The sequence below is a fragment of the Ruegeria sp. L12 genome, assembly GCF_056531745.1.
In genome coordinates, this window is record NZ_JBQFMH010000010.1 from 88,895 (window position 1) to 103,559 (window position 14,665).

A 14,665-nucleotide genomic window follows, 5' to 3' on the forward strand; every position below is an offset into this window, starting at 1 on the left:
GATTGTGCTTTTAGGAAATCACAATCGTTACAGAATAATAGCAAGAATTAGAGGCAGTGCCGCGACGGACAACACGGTCGAGACCATGACCATGCCTGCAACGGCGTCGGAATCCGCCTCGAAGCGTTCCGCCAGCAGGTATGAGGTGACGGCGACAGGGGTGCACATCTGCAAGACCAGCACCCCGAAGGCGACGGGCTCCAGATCAAACCCGACGGCGATACCCCAGCCCAGCCCGAAACAGACGGCCAGTTTCAGCAGCGACAGCCAGATTGCCTGTTGCAGCTTCTGTGTGGTCAGACGCGCGATGGCCACGCCAACCGTGATCAGCATCATCGGCACCGCCATCTGGCCCAGCAGATCCAGCGTATTGGTCAGAAACAGCGGTGTTTCCCAGCCGCGCCACAGGAACAGGGCGCCCAGCAGCGTGGCCCAGACCATCGGTTCGCGCAGGACCTTGCCAAATGCACCGCGCCCGGCGACCAGATAGATGCCGTATGTGAAGGAAAACAGGGCTGTCACGGCCAGAAAAATCACTGCATAGCCCAGCCCGGCCTGGCCGAAGGCAAAGATGCACAGGGGCAGGCCCAGATTGCCGGTATTGCCAAAGATAAGCGGGGCCAGATAGGTGCGCTGTTCCAGTCCGGTGATGCGAACAAAGACCCAGAACACCACTGCCAATGCAACATGCGAGGCAATCGCGGCCAGTGTGAAAAGGGTTAATTCTCCGCCCGGGATGTCGGTTTGCATCAGGGCCACAAAGATCAGGCTGGGCACCGCCAGCGTCACCGCAAGGCGTGTGACGAACTGCAGCCGATACTCAAACCCCAGCTTTACCCAGGTGAATCCAATGCCTGATAGCAGGAACACGGGGGCCACGATTTCGAACACTGTCAGTAGAAGGTTCACAGACTGTTTCCCCGAATTTCAGTTCAATGATTGGCATTTCCGCCCGAAAAGATGTACTAAACTCATTGGGGGCCGAAACAATGTTAAAGACACAAGCCAAGTACCGCCTGGGACAGGTGGTTCGACACCGTAGACACCCTTTTCGAGGGGTGATTTTTGATGTCGATCCGGAATTTTCAAACTCGGAAGAATGGTATCAGGCCATTCCGGAAGACAGTCGTCCGCTGAAGGATCAGCCGTTTTATCACCTGCTGGCAGAGAACGACCAATCCTTCTATGTCGCTTATGTTTCAGAACAAAATCTGGTTGAGGACCAGTCGGGAGAGCCCGTGGATCATCCCGATATCCCAAATATGTTCGGACCGTTTCAGGACGGATCCTATCCGCTGCATTTCCAGTTGAACTGATTTAGCCACAAGGTTTTCCGGCTCAGTAGCCAAGCGCACATCCGTCTTTTCTGGGATCGCTGCCGCCCTCCAAAACACCGGATTCTAAGATTCGAATGGCTTGCGCTCCGCCCAGTGGAGTTTCCGGGGTTTCGACAATGTGGCCAAGGTCAGTCAATTGTTGCCGAACCTCGTCTGAATAGCCGCGTTCCAGTTTCAGCACGCCACCGTCAGCGAAAGCGCGCGGCGTGTCTATGGCGGTTTGAAGCCCCATTTCATAGTCTAGCATGTTCGAAATCAGGCGCGTGTGGCCGGTTGGCTGATAGGCTCCGCCCATCACGCCAAAAGGCATGAGGACCTGACCGTTTTGCCGCAACATGCCGGGGATGATCGTGTGCATCGGGCGTTTACCGCTGCCCAGCTCATTCGGATGTCCTGGTTCAAGCGTGAAACCAGCGCCGCGATTTTGCAGTAAAATGCCAAATTTCTCTGACGCAATGCCCGAGCCGAACCCATGATAGATCGAATAGATCAGCGAAACCGCCATGCGATCGCGGTCGACAACCGTGATATAGACTGTGTCCTTATGCACGTTTTCGGTCAGGGGCGCGGCGGCGGGCATGGCGCTGTCCAGCTTGATCAGTGCTGCCAGTTTGGCGGCGGTTTCGGGGGCCAGAAAGTGATCCATCCGGTTCGCGTGATCAGGATCGGCAATGAACCGGTTGCGCGCGTCATAGGCCAGTTTGCTTGCTTCGGCCTCGATATGCACACGCGCGGCGCTGTTGGGGTTCAGCGCCGACAGCTCGAAATGCTTCAGGATATTCAGCAGCAAAATGGCCGTGGCCCCCTGACCGTTTGGTGGATGCTCGAACAGTTCGAGGTCACCATAGATGCCGCTGACGGGCTCGGTCTGCTCACTGCGCGCCGTTTCGAAATCCGCGATAGTGTGGGTACCGCCGCGGTTGGTGAGCGCGGCCAGCATATCCTCGGCAATCTCACCCGAATAAAATGCGTCGCGACCGTTTTTGGCGATCCGTCGTAACACTTCGGCCTGACTGGGTGATCGAAAGATCTGCCCCGTTTTCAAAGGATTGCCATCGATCAAATAGTGTTGACGTGCCGCGCCTTGCAGCGTTGCAGCGGCGGTCTTCCAGTCGAACGCCACCCGGGCTGCCACCGGCACACCCGCTTCGGCATAATGAATTGCGGGCTGAAGGATTGAATCCAGACCAAGCCGCCCTTCGGTTTCTGCCAAATGACAGAAGGCATCGACTGCACAGGGCAGTGTCACCGCATCCGGACTGTCCAGCGGCACGGTGTCCAATCCCCGGTCTCGCAGAACTTGCGCATCAGCACCCGCCGGCGCGCGGCCGGAACCGTTCAGCGCGCGAACAGAATTCTCTCCGGCTCGGTTGTATAAGACAAAGCAATCGCCGCCCAAACCGGTCATCTGGGGTTCGCAAATCCCCAAAAGCACCGCACCGGCAATCGCGGCGTCCATGGCATTGCCACCGCGCTGGAGAATATCCAGCGCCACTTTGGCGGCCAATGGATGGGATGTTGCGCACATCCCTTCTGTCGCCAAGACTTCCGAGCGGCCCGCCTTGTGAAAATCGCGCATGGTTCAATCCTTCTGCAAACACGCAGACACTAGGCCGTAGCCAATAATTGTCCAATGCTATCAGGGAAGGAGGTCCTCGGCGCCGTTCACTGGGTGGGGGCTGTGACACAAGGCGCCGAGGGAAGCTATCTGAGCTACACTGACTGTATGCCCCTTGTTTGCGGCGCGACAATGGTTCGATTGGGGCGTTATTGTGGCTATTTGCAATCCATTATGGTGTGTCGACGAAATCAAACTGCAAAAGCAGCAGGTTGCGTCCTCCCTTACGCTCATAGCGAATGTCGCTGGCTAACTGGTGGATCAGGAACCAGCCGAACCCGCCTTCGGGCAAGTCCTGAAGCGATGTCTCGACCGAGGCCGGAATGCCCTCGGGCAGGCGCAAATTGGGCATGGGTTTGCCCGAATCTGCAATCTGAATCACCAGCCGGTTCCGGCACAAGCTGCAATCGATCCGGATATCGGCGGGGGCGATCCCTGCATACGCGTGCTCGACAACATTGTTGATCGCCTCAGCCAGCGCGATTTTGACGTCATTGGCCTTCCCTCCGGGAAGCCCATGCGCTGTCAGCCGGGTACAAAGCGCCGCGATTCCCGTGCTCGCCTGCACTTCGGTCGCCGGGAAGCTCAGCTCCAGACAATCCTGTTCACGATCAGAGGTCACGCCCTCCCCTCCTGCCGTCAGCTGTTGCCAGCAGTCATCGCGTTTTCCAGCGATGTAAACAGGCGAAAGACGGTGTCCATGCGGGTCAGGCGAAAGACTTTCTCGACAATCGGTTGCAGCCCCGCAAGATCCAGCCGCCGCCCCGGTCCAAGTTGCTTCATCGAGGCGACGATTGCGCCCAGACCACTGGAATCGATGAATTCAACCGACGACAGGTCCATCACGACCCGGACAGTATCCGTTTGGGTCAGGGCACGCATGTCTTCCTTGAATTGAATCGCCATTGCCGCGTCTATGCGGTCGCAATGAACTGAAATCACCTGTGTGTTGCCGGTCGTGCTGCTGCTGAGCCCCATGATCAACCGCCCTTTGCATTGCAATAAGATCGTAGAAATACGCTAGACGGGAATTCTTACCATTCGGTATCCATGGGCGGGAAAGCACAAGGAGAAGCGTCAGATGAAAGAAGTTGTGATCGCAGGGGCCGCGCGTACGCCGATGGGCGGGTTTCAGGGCATGTTCGATGGCGTCTCCGCCGCTGATCTGGGCGGCGCTGCGATCAAGGCAGCTTTGCAGGGCGCGGGTGCTGCAACCGTGGATGAGGTTCTGATGGGCTGCGTTCTGCCCGCAGGTCAGGGTCAGGCCCCGGCGCGTCAGGCCGGATTTGCGGGGGGGCTGAGCGAAGAGGTGCCAGCCACGACGCTCAACAAGATGTGCGGTTCGGGGATGAAGGCCGCAATGATGGCCTTTGACCAGATCGCGCTGGGCCACGCTGATACCATGGTCGCAGGCGGGATGGAGAGCATGACGAACGCCCCCTACCTGCTGCCAAATATGCGGGGCGGCGCGCGGATCGGCCATGGTCAGGTGGTGGATCACATGTTTCTGGACGGGCTTGAAGACGCCTATGACAAGGGCCGTCTGATGGGTACATTCGCCGAAGATTGCGCCGAATCCTTTCAATTCACCCGCGAAGCACAAGATGAATATGCGCTGCAATCACTGTCGAACGCACTGGCCGCACAGGACAGTGATGCGTTTGACCAAGAGATCACCCCGGTCACCATCCAGACCCGCAAGGGCGCCGTTGTCCTTGAGGCCGATGAGCAGCCGAAATCCGCGCGGCCCGAGAAAATCCCGACCCTGAAACCAGCCTTCCGCAAGGATGGGACGGTGACGGCGGCCAATTCTTCCTCGATCTCGGACGGTGCGGCTGCGCTGGTCCTGGCCTCGGCCGATGCGGCAGAGGCGCAGGGCCTGACCGTCCGCGCACGTATCCTCGGCCATGCCAGCCACGCTCAGGCGCCGGGTCTGTTCACCACTGCTCCGGTTCCGGCGGCGCAAAAGCTGCTCGACCGTCTGGGCTGGAGCAAAGACGATGTCGATCTGTGGGAGGTGAACGAAGCCTTCGCCGTTGTGCCGATGGCCTTCATGCATGAAATGGGCCTGCCGCGCGACAAGGTCAACGTCAACGGCGGCGCTTGTGCGCTGGGTCACCCGATCGGCGCCTCTGGTGCCCGTATCATGGTCACCCTTCTGAACGCTCTTGAAAAGCGGAACCTCAAACGCGGTATCGCGGCGATCTGCATCGGCGGTGGAGAAGGCACAGCCATCGCCATAGAACGCGTTTGACGCTTCATCTTTTTGCAAATACTCCGGGGGTGAATTGAGCCATCGGCTCAAGCGGGGACAGCGCCCCCATCCCTGAGATATCAAAAAGTGCAACCATGACTGTCGATTACGCAAGCCTCGCCAAAACCATCTCTGCCCTGACCGAAGGTGAAACCGACCAGATCGCCCTGATGGCTACGGTCGCCTGCGAGGTGCATCATTCCGATGAGCGCTTCGACTGGACCGGTTTCTATCGCGTCACCGAGCCTGAACTGCTGAAAATCGGCCCCTATCAGGGGGGTCACGGCTGCCTCGTGATCCCGTTCAGCCGGGGCGTCTGTGGTGCAGCTGCACGCACGGGTGAAACGCAACTGGTCCCGGATGTCGACGCTTTTCCGGGTCACATCGCCTGTGCCTCGTCCACCCGGTCCGAACTGGTTTTGCCGGTCCGCAACGCGGCAGGCGAGGTAATCGCGGTGTTCGATATCGACAGCGATCAGCCGGATGCGTTTCGTGAAGACGATGCCGTCGCGCTTGAGGCGATCCTGACGGAAGTGTTCGCGCGCTAGACAAGGGCGTTACCAAAGACCCACGCCAAGGTTCCGGGATAAGGCCCAGTAGCATAGCGCTGCCTGCGCCAACAGAATTGCAAACAGCCACGCGCTGAATCGGCGCTTGCGGGTTTTGTGCCCGAAGATCCAGCGCCCCAGGATCGCGCAGGGGCTGCCTCCGATGGCTGCCAGCCATAACAGGCGGTGCTCGGGGATGCGCCGTTTTCTGCGGCGCGCGCGCAGCTTGTCCCAGCCAAAGGCCAGTAAAGTCAGGGTGTTGATCGCCCACAGGTAAAGCACTGCAATCCACATCCCGTCTGCATACCCAAGCCTATCTGAACACCCAAGTGAAAAAACGCTTGGAAATTTCACCGACTCGAGGCATCGTGAAATTCAGGACCATTTTTTCACGCATGACGGAGTGCATCTTGAACAGCCAGGCCCCGCAAAGCGCCTCACTCGGAGCGGACCTGCGCGCCCTGCGCAAGGCGCGGGGTTTGACACTGACCGAGATTGCATCGCGGCTGGATCGCTCGGTCGGATGGCTCAGTCAGGTTGAACGGGACATGTCCGAACCATCGATTTCGGACCTGCGTCTGATTGCGGAATGTCTGGGCGTGCCCATGTCGATGTTGTTCGGTCAATCCACCGCGCCGGTGGACGAACAAGGCTATGTGGTGCGCGCCGGCTCACGCCGGTCAATGGGGTCGGGCGAAGAAGGGTTGATCGAGGAACTGCTCTCACCCGATCTGACCGATGATTTCGAAATGGTGCATTCCACCTTCCGACCCCATTCCAGCATGCAGACCCCGGCCATGCGTCCGACGCAGGAGGTGGGCTATATCGTCTCGGGCCGGTTGGATCTGAGCATCGGCGGCCATGCCTTCACTGTCGGACCCGGAGACAGCTTTCGCATCAAGCATGAACCCTATCAATGGGCCAATCCCTATGATGAGCCTGCCGTGGCCATCTGGGTCATCGCCCCGCCGGTGTATTGATGAGCTTCGAGGCCTGGACCATATTTGCGCTGTTCTGGGCGGTGTTCGTCACCACTCCCGGGCCGAATGCGGTGAGCTGTATCTCGAACGGGATGAGCCTGCCGTTTCCCAAGGCCATGCTGGGCGTTCTGGCGATCCTGACACAGGCAAGCGCGTTTCTTGTCCTGTCGGCACTGGGCATCACCGCCCTGATAGCTGCCTCACCAACCGGGTTCTTCATCGCCAAGCTGGTGGGGGCTGGGTTCCTGATCTGGCTGGGCATTCGCGGCTGGATGAACGCGACCAAACCCGCGCCAACCTCGGAACGCCCCGCACGGCACGTCTATCTGCACGCGTTGGCCATCGCCACCATTAATCCCAAAAGCGTCGCCGGATACCTCGCCGCGTTTTCGCAGTTCGTGCAACCCGATGTGCCGATCTGGCAGCAGATGGGGGTGATCATGCCCACTGCGGTGATCCTGACCACGCTCAGCTATACCGGGTTCACCCTGCTGGGCGCGGTGATGGGCAAGGCGGCCTTGGGGGCTGTGTTCAATACTTGGGTGCGCCGCGTGATGGCGGCCTGTTTCATCATCTATGGCGTGTTGCTGGGCACCAGCACGACGCCCACAGCAAGGGGGTAACGACATGCACACCGGTTCCTGCCTCTGCGGCAAGGTCGCCTTCACCATTGACGGGGACCTCGATCCTCCCAGCGCCTGCCACTGCGGACAATGCCGCAAGCAGTCGGGGCATCTTTGGGCCTCCAGCGCGACGCATCAGGACAATCTCAGCTTTATCAACAGCGAGACGCTAAGCTGGTATCGCGCCTCGGACATCGCCCGGCGCGGCTTTTGCAGCGCCTGCGGCTCGTTTCTGTTCTGGCAGCACAATGACGAAGACTCGATAGCGGTTTCCGTCGGTTCGTTGGACGAGCCGACCGGGTTGGATCTCGCCCAGCACATCTTTGTGGCGGACAAGGGCGACTACTATGACATCACGGACGATCTGCCCCAACGGGCACATTAACAGGGATCAAGACACATGAGCGATTTTCCGAAAAAAGCCCGCGTGGTTATCATCGGTGGCGGTGTGGTGGGGGCATCCTCGCTGTACCATCTGGCCAAGAAAGGCTGGACCGATTGCGTTCTGCTGGAAAAGAACGAGCTGACTGCCGGGTCCACATGGCACGCTGCGGGCAATGTGCCGACATTTTCGACCTCATGGGCGATCATGAACATGCAGCGCTATTCGACCGAGCTGTATGCGCGGCTGGCGGATGAGGTCGATTATCCGATGAACTATCACGTTTCAGGCTCGATCCGTCTGGCGCACAGCAAGGAACGGATGCAGGAGTTCGAGCGCGCCTGCGCGATGGGCCGCTATCAGGGCATCGCGATGGAGATGTGGACGCCGGAAGAGGCGAAAGAGCGCTATCCTTTCCTTGAGACCCACGATCTGGAAGGTGTCCTCTATGACCCGACCGATGGTGACATCGACCCGGCGCAGTTGACGCAGGCGCTGGCCAAGGGCGCGCGCGATCTGGGTCAGAAGATCATCCGGTTCTGCCCGGCGACCGGTGTGACGCAGCATGACGATGGCACATGGACAGTGCATACTGATAAAGGCAATATCGCCTGTGATTATGTGGTCAACGCCGCCGGTTATTACGCGCAGCGCGTCGGGGAATGGTTCAAGCCCTTTGGCGGCCGTACCGTGCCCGCGATGGTGATGAGCCACCAGTACCTGCTGACCGACGAAATCCCCGAGATCGAAGCCTGGTCCAAGGAAAACGGCGGCAAGCTTCCGCTGCTGCGCGATGTGGACGTGTCCTATTATCTGCGGCAGGAAAAGAACGGCTTCAACCTCGGCCCGTACGAGCCCAACTGCAAGGGCCACTGGATGACCGAAGATGACCCGATGCCCGAGGATTTCAGCTTCCAGCTCTGGAACGACGATCTGGACCGGATCGAGGATATCGTCACCGATGCGATGGAGCGGGTGCCGCTGATGGCAAGTTCGGGCGTCGGTCGAGTGATCAACGGGCCGATCCCCTATGCGCCGGACGGGTTGCCTCTGATCGGTCCGATGCCCGGCGTGCGGAACGCGTTCGAGGCGCATACCTTCACCTTCGGCATCGCGCAGGGCGGCGGCGCCGGCAAGGTGCTGGCCGAATGGATCGTCGATGGTGCAACCGAATGGGATATGTGGGCCGTCGACCCGCGCCGTTACACCGACTACACCGATCAGGATTATTGCAACCAAAAGGGCATGGAGGTCTATGGCAACGAATACGCCATGCATTTCCCCCACCACGAGTGGCCCGCCGCACGCGATAAGAAGGTTTCGCCGGTGCATGACAAAATCAAATCGCTGGGCGGTGTGATGGGTGTTTACGGCGGTTGGGAGCGTGCCAACTGGTTCGCGCAGCCGGGTGACGATACCTCGCTTGAGGCGACGCACACATGGGGCCGCTCGGGCCCGTGGGAGCAGCGGATCAAGGAAGAATGCGAGGCCGTGCGTGACCAATGCGGGGTGCTGGACCTGCCGGGTTTCTCGCGTTTCATGGTCAAGGGCGAAGGCGCGGCCGAAGCGTTGCGTGGCCTGGTCGCTGGCGCGTTGCCCAAGGTCGGGCGCATGAATCTGGTGTATATCTCGGATGACCGGGGCCGTATCCTGACCGAGATGTCCTGCCTGCGTCTGGGCGAGGATGAGTTCGTGATGATCACAGCCGCCGCCGCGCAGTGGCACGACCGCGATATCCTGACGGCCGCAATGCCCGCCGGTGTCAGCGTTGCAGACGTCACCACAACCCGCGACACACTGATCGTGACCGGGCCAATGTCGCGCGAAATCCTGTCCGGGCTGACGGATGCCGACCTCTCGCAAGGCTGGCTGACGCATCAATCGGCAACCGTGGCCGGGCAGCCTGCCCATCTGATCCGCGTCTCCTTCGCTGGAGAGCTGGGTTGGGAGGTTCATGCCCTGAACGAACATATGCCCGCGATCTATGACGCGATCATTGCTGCCGGTGCCAAGCCGTTCGGCATGTATGCACTGAACTCGCTGCGCATCGAAAAGGGGTATCGCGCGTGGAAGGGCGATCTGTCGACCGACTATTCGTTGCTGGAAGGCGGGCTGGGGCGCTTCGTCAAGCTGGATAAACCGCAGGACTTCCCCGGCAAGGCCGCAATCCTGAGCGAGAAACAGCAGGGCGTGAAGAAGTCCTTCGTGACCCTGACTGTGGATGCTGGTGATTGCGATGCGCCTTACATGTCCTGCATCTGGCACAATGGCGAGATCGTGGGCGAGACCACTTCGGGCGCGTGGGGCTATCGCGTGGGCAAATCCATCGCGCTGGGCATGATCAAGCCCGAGCTGGCGAACCCGGGCACCGCCTTAGAGGTCGAAATCTATGGCCAGAAATGCGCAGCGGTGGTGCAAGAGGACCAACCCCTCTGGGATCCTGCCAACGAACGGCTGCGGGCCTGATCAGTGGGCGTCCCCAGCGTCATGCAAGGTGTCTATCTGACCCGCCACGGCGGGCCGGAAGCGCTGGAGTGGCGCGAGGATATTCCCGTGCCAACGCCCGGACCCGGACAGGTGCTGGTCCGGGTTGCGGCGGCTGGGGTGAACAACACCGATATCAACACGCGGGTCGGATGGTATTCTTCCGAGGTGACCGGCGCTACAGATGCAGTCGATCAGGACGTGGATGCAGGGGGCTGGGGCGGCGCGCTGCACTTCCCGCGCATTCAGGGTGGTGATCTGTGCGGCATCGTCGAGCTGGCGGGCGCTGAGACCGGGTTTCAACCCGGTCAACGCGTGACCTGCCCCATAAACCTGCCGCGCCCCAGCCCGGGCAACCCGACCGGGTTCATTGCGCTTGGCTCTGAGATTGATGGCGCTTTTGCGCAGTATTGTGTGGTCGAGGCAGCCGATCTGTACGACGTCTCAGCCTCGCCGCTGTCGGATGTCGAAATCTCCGCCATCCCCTGCGCCTTTGGCACGGCGGAAAACCTGCTGACCCGCGCCGGAGTGACGGCAGGCCACAAGGTTCTGATCACCGGTGCCTCGGGCGGCGTCGGCCTTGCCGCTGTGCAACTGGCCGCGATCCGGGGTGCAGGTGTTTATGGCGTAACCAGCCCCGCCAAAGCGGATGTGGTCAAAAATCAAGGGGCCATCGGCACGTATGACCGGGATGCGCCCTTGCCCAAGGACATGTTCGACGTGGTGATCGACGTCGTGGGCGGCCCGGCCTGGCCTGGCCTGATTCTGGCGCTGAAACCCGGTGGTCATTATGCGGTCTCGGGTGCTATCGCCGGACCCATGGTCGAGGCCGATCTGCGCGACATCTACCTGCGCGACATCACCATCCACGGCTGCACCCATCAGGCGTTCGAGGTTTTTGGCCGCTTGGTTGGCTTGATGAACGCCGGCAGGATCAGGCCCGTGATCTCGAAGACCTATGCGTTGAAAGACATCGCCCGCGCGCAAGAGGATTTTCAGTCGAAAACGCTGCCCGGAAAACTGGTGCTTATCCCGTAAGGAAGACGAATATGGCTGACATCACATTGCTGGATGGCTCAATCGGGCAGGAACTGGTCAAGCGCAGTGGCGACAGGCCAACACCGCTCTGGTCGACGCGGGTGATGATCGACAAGCCCCAGATCCTGACCGAGGTTCATGACGCCTATTTTCGTGCCGGGGCCACGGTTGCGACCACAAACACTTATGCCATCCACCGTTCGCGCCTTGTGCGCGAAGGGATCGAGGATCAGCTGCCGGCCCTGATCGACGCGGCCCTTTCTGAAGCCGAACAGGCGCGGGTGAAAAACGGTGGACGGATTGCAGGATCTCTGGGTCCGCTTTTCGCCTCATACCGTCCCGATCTGAACCCGGACCCGGATGAGGCTGCCGAGAAGTTCGGGGAACTGGCTGCGTTGATGTTGAACCGCGTCGATCTGTTTCTGATCGAGACCGTATCATCGGTTCAGGAGGCCGAGGGTGCCTTGAGAGGCACCGAAGGGCGCGGAAAACCGGTCTGGATTGCTTTTTCGGTCAAGGATGAAGACGGCACGCGCTTGCGTTCGGGCGAACCGCTTGGGGAAATAGCGCCGCTGCTCACCCGGTTCCGCCCCGAGGCTGTTCTGATCAACTGCTCGCGCCCCGAGGTGATCCCGGCCGCGCTGGACATACTCGCCCCTATGGACTTGCCGTTTGGCGCTTATGCAAACGGATTTACAGGCATCACCGAGGGTTTTCTGAAAGAGGCGCCGACCGTCGACGCACTGAAACAGCGCACTGATCTGGGGCCCGTGGCCTATGCAAAACACGCAATGGGCTGGGTCGGCCAAGGCGCCACGATCATAGGCGGCTGCTGCGAAGTTGGCCCCGATCACATCGCCGCCCTCGCGCAACAGCTTGACGAAGCCGGTCACCGGATCGTCTGACACGTAACTTCGAAAGACAGGAAAAGGCACCCAAATGGTTGATCTTCCCAACAAGGCCCGTGTGGTCATTATCGGCGGCGGCGTCATTGGATGCTCGGTCGCGTATCACCTGACCAAGAAAGGTTGGAAAGATGTTGTTTTGCTCGAACGCAAACAGCTGACCAGCGGCACCACCTGGCACGCGGCTGGCCTGATCGCGCAGCTGCGCGCGACAGCGAACATGACCAAATTGGCCAAGTACAGCCAGGAACTCTATGGATCGCTGGAAGAAGAAACCGGCGTCGCCACCGGGTTCAAGCGCTGCGGCTCGATCACTGTCGCCCTGACCGAAGAGCGCAAGGAAGAAATCTATCGCCAGGCCGCCATGGCCCGCGCTTTCGGGGTCGAGGTCGAGGAGATTTCGAACGAGCGCGTCAAAGAGATGTATCCGCATCTTAATGTCGAGGATGTCAAAGGCGCCGTCTACCTGCCGCTGGACGGGCAGGGTGACCCGGCCAACATCGCGCTGGCTTTGGCGAAGGGCGCGCGCCAGCGCGGCGGCATCGTCAAGGAACGCGTGAAAGTTACTGATATCGTCAAGCGGGGCCGCTCGGTCACGGGTGTGGACTGGGTCGCCGATGACGGCAGCGCATCGGGGCACATCGAATGCGACATGGTGGTGAACTGTGCGGGCATGTGGGGCCACGAGGTTGGTCGCATGGCAGGCGTGAACGTCCCGCTGCATGCCTGCGAACATTTCTACATCGTCACCGAGGGCATTGACGGGCTGACCCAATTGCCGGTTCTGCGCGTTCCGGACGAATGCGCCTATTACAAGGAAGATGCGGGCAAAATCCTGTTGGGCGCGTTTGAACCCAACGCCAAACCCTGGGCGATGAACGGCATCCCCGACAGCTTTGAATTTGACCAGCTGCCCGAGGATTTCGACCATTTCGAACCGATCCTCGAGGCTGCGGTCAACCGGATGCCGATGCTGGCCGAGGCGGGGATTCACACTTTCTTCAACGGGCCGGAATCCTTTACGCCCGACGACGCCTATCATCTGGGGCTTGCGCCCGAGATGGACAATTACTGGGTGGCCGCCGGGTTCAACTCGATCGGTATCCAATCTGCCGGAGGCGCGGGCATGGCGCTGGCCGAGTGGATGGATACGGGCGAGAAACCGTTCGATCTGGGTGATGTGGATATCAGCCGCATGCAGCCGTTTCAGGGCAACAAACATTACCTGTTTGAACGCTCGAAAGAAACGTTGGGTCTGCTTTATGCCGACCATTATCCCTATCGCCAGAAGGCCACCGCCCGCGGTGTACGGCGCACCCCGTTCCATCACCACCTCAAGGAACAGGGTGCCGTTTTTGGCGAACTGGCTGGATGGGAGCGCGCAAACTGGTTCGCCAATGCAGGGCAGGAGCGTGAATACCAGTACAGCTGGAAACGCCAGAACTGGTTCGAAAACTCGGCTGCCGAACACAAGGCCGTGCGCGAGAATGTGGGCATGTACGATATGTCTTCCTTCGGCAAAATCCGCGTCGAAGGCCCGGACGCTGAAAGGTTCATGAACTATATCGGCGGCGGTGACTACTCGGTTCCAACTGGCAAGATCGTCTATACTCAGTTCCTGAACCGCATCGGTGGGATCGAGGCTGACGTGACCGTCACCCGCCTGACCGAAACCGCTTATCTGGTTGTCACCCCCGCCGCCACGCGGCTGGCCGACCAGACCTGGATGCAGCGCCACGCTGGTGGTTTCAATGTGGTGATAACGGACGTGACCACAGGCGAAGGCGTTCTGGCCGTCATGGGCCCGAATGCGCGTGCCCTGCTTCAGAAAGTGTCGCCGAACGACTTCTCGAATGCGACGAACCCGTTCGGAACGGCCCAAGAGATCGAGATCGGCATGGGTCTCGCCCGCGCCCACCGGGTGACCTATGTGGGCGAGCTTGGCTGGGAGATCTATGTGTCCTCCGACATGGCGGGCCATGTGTTCGAAACGCTGCACGAGGCAGGGCAGGACATGGGGCTGAAACTTTGCGGTATGCATATGATGGATAGCTGCCGGATCGAGAAAGGCTTCCGCCATTTCGGTCACGACATCACTTGCGAGGATCACGTCGTCGATGCCGGGTTGGGCTTTGCGGTCAAAGTGGACAAAGGGTGCGATTTCATCGGACGCGAAGCGGTCATCGAACGCAAGGAAAGCGGGCCGAAGAACCGGTTGGTACAATTCCGCCTGACCGATCCCGAACCGCTGTTGTTCCACAATGAACCCATCGTTAGAGACGGTGAATATGTGGGCTATCTGAGTTCGGGTAATTACGGCCATACCCTCGGCGGCGCGATTGGAATGGGTTACGTCCCCTGCGAAGGCGAAAGCGCTTCGGATGTGCTGGCATCGTCATATGAAATCGATGTCTGCGGCGTGAAGGTCAAAGCCGAAGTTTCGCTGAAGCCGATGTACGACCCCAAATCCGAGCGTGTGAAAGTCTGAGACCGGGC

General features: G+C 60.0%; 15 protein-coding genes. 10 read left to right on the forward strand and 5 right to left on the reverse strand.

The window, feature by feature from the left end; all coding sequences use genetic code 11:
• Nucleotides 1-27: 27 nt before the first annotated feature.
• Nucleotides 28-909 (reverse strand): AEC family transporter, encoded by an 882-nt coding sequence (locus ACR0K9_RS16090; protein ID WP_480824688.1) that lies wholly within the window; start codon nt 907-909, stop codon nt 28-30.
• 80 nt (nt 910-989) lie between these two features.
• On the opposite strand from ACR0K9_RS16090, the gene hspQ reads away from it, so the two are divergent.
• Nucleotides 990-1,316 carry a heat shock protein HspQ gene (gene hspQ, locus ACR0K9_RS16095; RefSeq protein WP_170398818.1) on the forward strand — a complete coding sequence of 109 codons (327 nt, stop codon included), beginning with the start codon at nt 990-992 and terminating at the stop codon, nt 1,314-1,316.
• A 22-nt stretch (nt 1,317-1,338) separates the two neighbouring features.
• Here the strand turns inward: hspQ and ggt are convergent, their stop codons facing one another.
• From ggt to ACR0K9_RS16110, 3 genes are all read right to left on the reverse strand, one after another.
• The gene (gene ggt / locus ACR0K9_RS16100; RefSeq protein WP_480824690.1) at nt 1,339-2,916 is read right to left on the reverse strand and encodes a gamma-glutamyltransferase; all 1,578 of its coding nucleotides are present in this window, start codon (nt 2,914-2,916) and stop codon (nt 1,339-1,341) included.
• A gap of 211 nt (nt 2,917-3,127) precedes the next feature.
• On the reverse strand, nt 3,128-3,577 hold the full coding sequence (locus tag ACR0K9_RS16105; RefSeq protein WP_480534314.1) for an ATP-binding protein: 450 nt from the start codon (nt 3,575-3,577) through the stop codon (nt 3,128-3,130).
• 17 nt (nt 3,578-3,594) lie between these two features.
• Nucleotides 3,595-3,933, reverse strand: a complete 339-nt coding sequence (locus ACR0K9_RS16110; RefSeq protein ID WP_480824692.1) for an STAS domain-containing protein — start codon at nt 3,931-3,933, stop codon at nt 3,595-3,597.
• A 103-nt stretch (nt 3,934-4,036) separates the two neighbouring features.
• Here ACR0K9_RS16110 and ACR0K9_RS16115 point away from each other — a divergent pair, with 103 nt between their 5' ends.
• Both ACR0K9_RS16115 and ACR0K9_RS16120 read left to right on the forward strand, forming a co-directional pair.
• Nucleotides 4,037-5,209 (forward strand): thiolase family protein, encoded by a 1,173-nt coding sequence (locus tag ACR0K9_RS16115; RefSeq protein ID WP_480824694.1) that lies wholly within the window; start codon nt 4,037-4,039, stop codon nt 5,207-5,209.
• Nucleotides 5,210-5,304: 95 nt separating this feature from the next.
• Nucleotides 5,305-5,757: a GAF domain-containing protein gene (locus ACR0K9_RS16120; protein ID WP_480824696.1), complete on the forward strand. Its 453-nt coding sequence runs from the start codon at nt 5,305-5,307 to the stop codon at nt 5,755-5,757.
• 9 nt (nt 5,758-5,766) lie between these two features.
• On the opposite strand, the gene ACR0K9_RS16125 is transcribed toward ACR0K9_RS16120, so the two are convergent.
• A complete protein-coding gene (locus ACR0K9_RS16125; RefSeq protein ID WP_480824698.1) occupies nt 5,767-6,051 on the reverse strand; it encodes a DUF1294 domain-containing protein in 285 nt (94 codons plus the stop codon).
• A 116-nt stretch (nt 6,052-6,167) separates the two neighbouring features.
• On the opposite strand from ACR0K9_RS16125, the gene ACR0K9_RS16130 reads away from it, so the two are divergent.
• The 7 genes from ACR0K9_RS16130 to ACR0K9_RS16160 are packed head-to-tail and all read left to right on the forward strand — an operon-like array spanning nt 6,168 to nt 14,657.
• Entirely contained in the window at nt 6,168-6,737 is a 570-nt protein-coding gene (locus ACR0K9_RS16130; RefSeq protein WP_480534304.1) for a helix-turn-helix domain-containing protein, read from the forward strand.
• A complete protein-coding gene (locus ACR0K9_RS16135) occupies nt 6,737-7,360 on the forward strand; it encodes a LysE family translocator (protein WP_480824700.1) in 624 nt (207 codons plus the stop codon). The genes ACR0K9_RS16130 and ACR0K9_RS16135 overlap by 1 nt, the downstream gene beginning before the upstream one ends.
• Before the next feature lie 4 nt (nt 7,361-7,364).
• Nucleotides 7,365-7,745, forward strand: coding sequence for a GFA family protein (locus ACR0K9_RS16140; RefSeq protein WP_480824702.1), 381 nt, complete (start codon nt 7,365-7,367; stop codon nt 7,743-7,745).
• Nucleotides 7,746-7,760: 15 nt separating this feature from the next.
• On the forward strand, nt 7,761-10,208 hold the full coding sequence (locus tag ACR0K9_RS16145) for a GcvT family protein (RefSeq protein WP_480824704.1): 2,448 nt from the start codon (nt 7,761-7,763) through the stop codon (nt 10,206-10,208).
• Between the two features lie 21 nt (nt 10,209-10,229).
• A complete protein-coding gene (locus tag ACR0K9_RS16150) occupies nt 10,230-11,264 on the forward strand; it encodes an alcohol dehydrogenase family protein (protein WP_480824812.1) in 1,035 nt (344 codons plus the stop codon).
• A gap of 11 nt (nt 11,265-11,275) precedes the next feature.
• On the forward strand, nt 11,276-12,169 hold the full coding sequence (locus ACR0K9_RS16155; protein WP_480824706.1) for a homocysteine S-methyltransferase family protein: 894 nt from the start codon (nt 11,276-11,278) through the stop codon (nt 12,167-12,169).
• Between the two features lie 34 nt (nt 12,170-12,203).
• On the forward strand, nt 12,204-14,657 hold the full coding sequence (locus ACR0K9_RS16160) for a GcvT family protein (protein ID WP_480824708.1): 2,454 nt from the start codon (nt 12,204-12,206) through the stop codon (nt 14,655-14,657).
• The last annotated feature ends 8 nt before the right edge of the window (nt 14,658-14,665 follow it).

Excerpts from the sequence above, each read along its gene's own strand:
- ACR0K9_RS16115 (WP_480824694.1), top strand. The coding sequence starts at position 4,037 with ATGAAAGAAGTTGTGATCGCAGGGGCCGCGCGTACGCCGATGGGCGGG.
- ggt (WP_480824690.1), bottom strand. The coding sequence starts at position 2,916 with ATGCGCGATTTTCACAAGGCGGGCCGCTCGGAAGTCTTGGCGACAGAA.
- ACR0K9_RS16135 (WP_480824700.1), top strand. The coding sequence starts at position 6,737 with ATGAGCTTCGAGGCCTGGACCATATTTGCGCTGTTCTGGGCGGTGTTC.
- ACR0K9_RS16120 (WP_480824696.1), top strand. The coding sequence starts at position 5,305 with ATGACTGTCGATTACGCAAGCCTCGCCAAAACCATCTCTGCCCTGACC.
- ACR0K9_RS16150 (WP_480824812.1), top strand. The coding sequence starts at position 10,230 with ATGCAAGGTGTCTATCTGACCCGCCACGGCGGGCCGGAAGCGCTGGAG.
- ACR0K9_RS16125 (WP_480824698.1), bottom strand. The coding sequence starts at position 6,051 with ATGTGGATTGCAGTGCTTTACCTGTGGGCGATCAACACCCTGACTTTA.
- ACR0K9_RS16140 (WP_480824702.1), top strand. The coding sequence starts at position 7,365 with ATGCACACCGGTTCCTGCCTCTGCGGCAAGGTCGCCTTCACCATTGAC.
- ACR0K9_RS16145 (WP_480824704.1), top strand. The coding sequence starts at position 7,761 with ATGAGCGATTTTCCGAAAAAAGCCCGCGTGGTTATCATCGGTGGCGGT.
- ACR0K9_RS16110 (WP_480824692.1), bottom strand. The coding sequence starts at position 3,933 with ATGGGGCTCAGCAGCAGCACGACCGGCAACACACAGGTGATTTCAGTT.
- hspQ (WP_170398818.1), top strand. The coding sequence starts at position 990 with ATGTTAAAGACACAAGCCAAGTACCGCCTGGGACAGGTGGTTCGACAC.
- ACR0K9_RS16155 (WP_480824706.1), top strand. The coding sequence starts at position 11,276 with ATGGCTGACATCACATTGCTGGATGGCTCAATCGGGCAGGAACTGGTC.
- ACR0K9_RS16160 (WP_480824708.1), top strand. The coding sequence starts at position 12,204 with ATGGTTGATCTTCCCAACAAGGCCCGTGTGGTCATTATCGGCGGCGGC.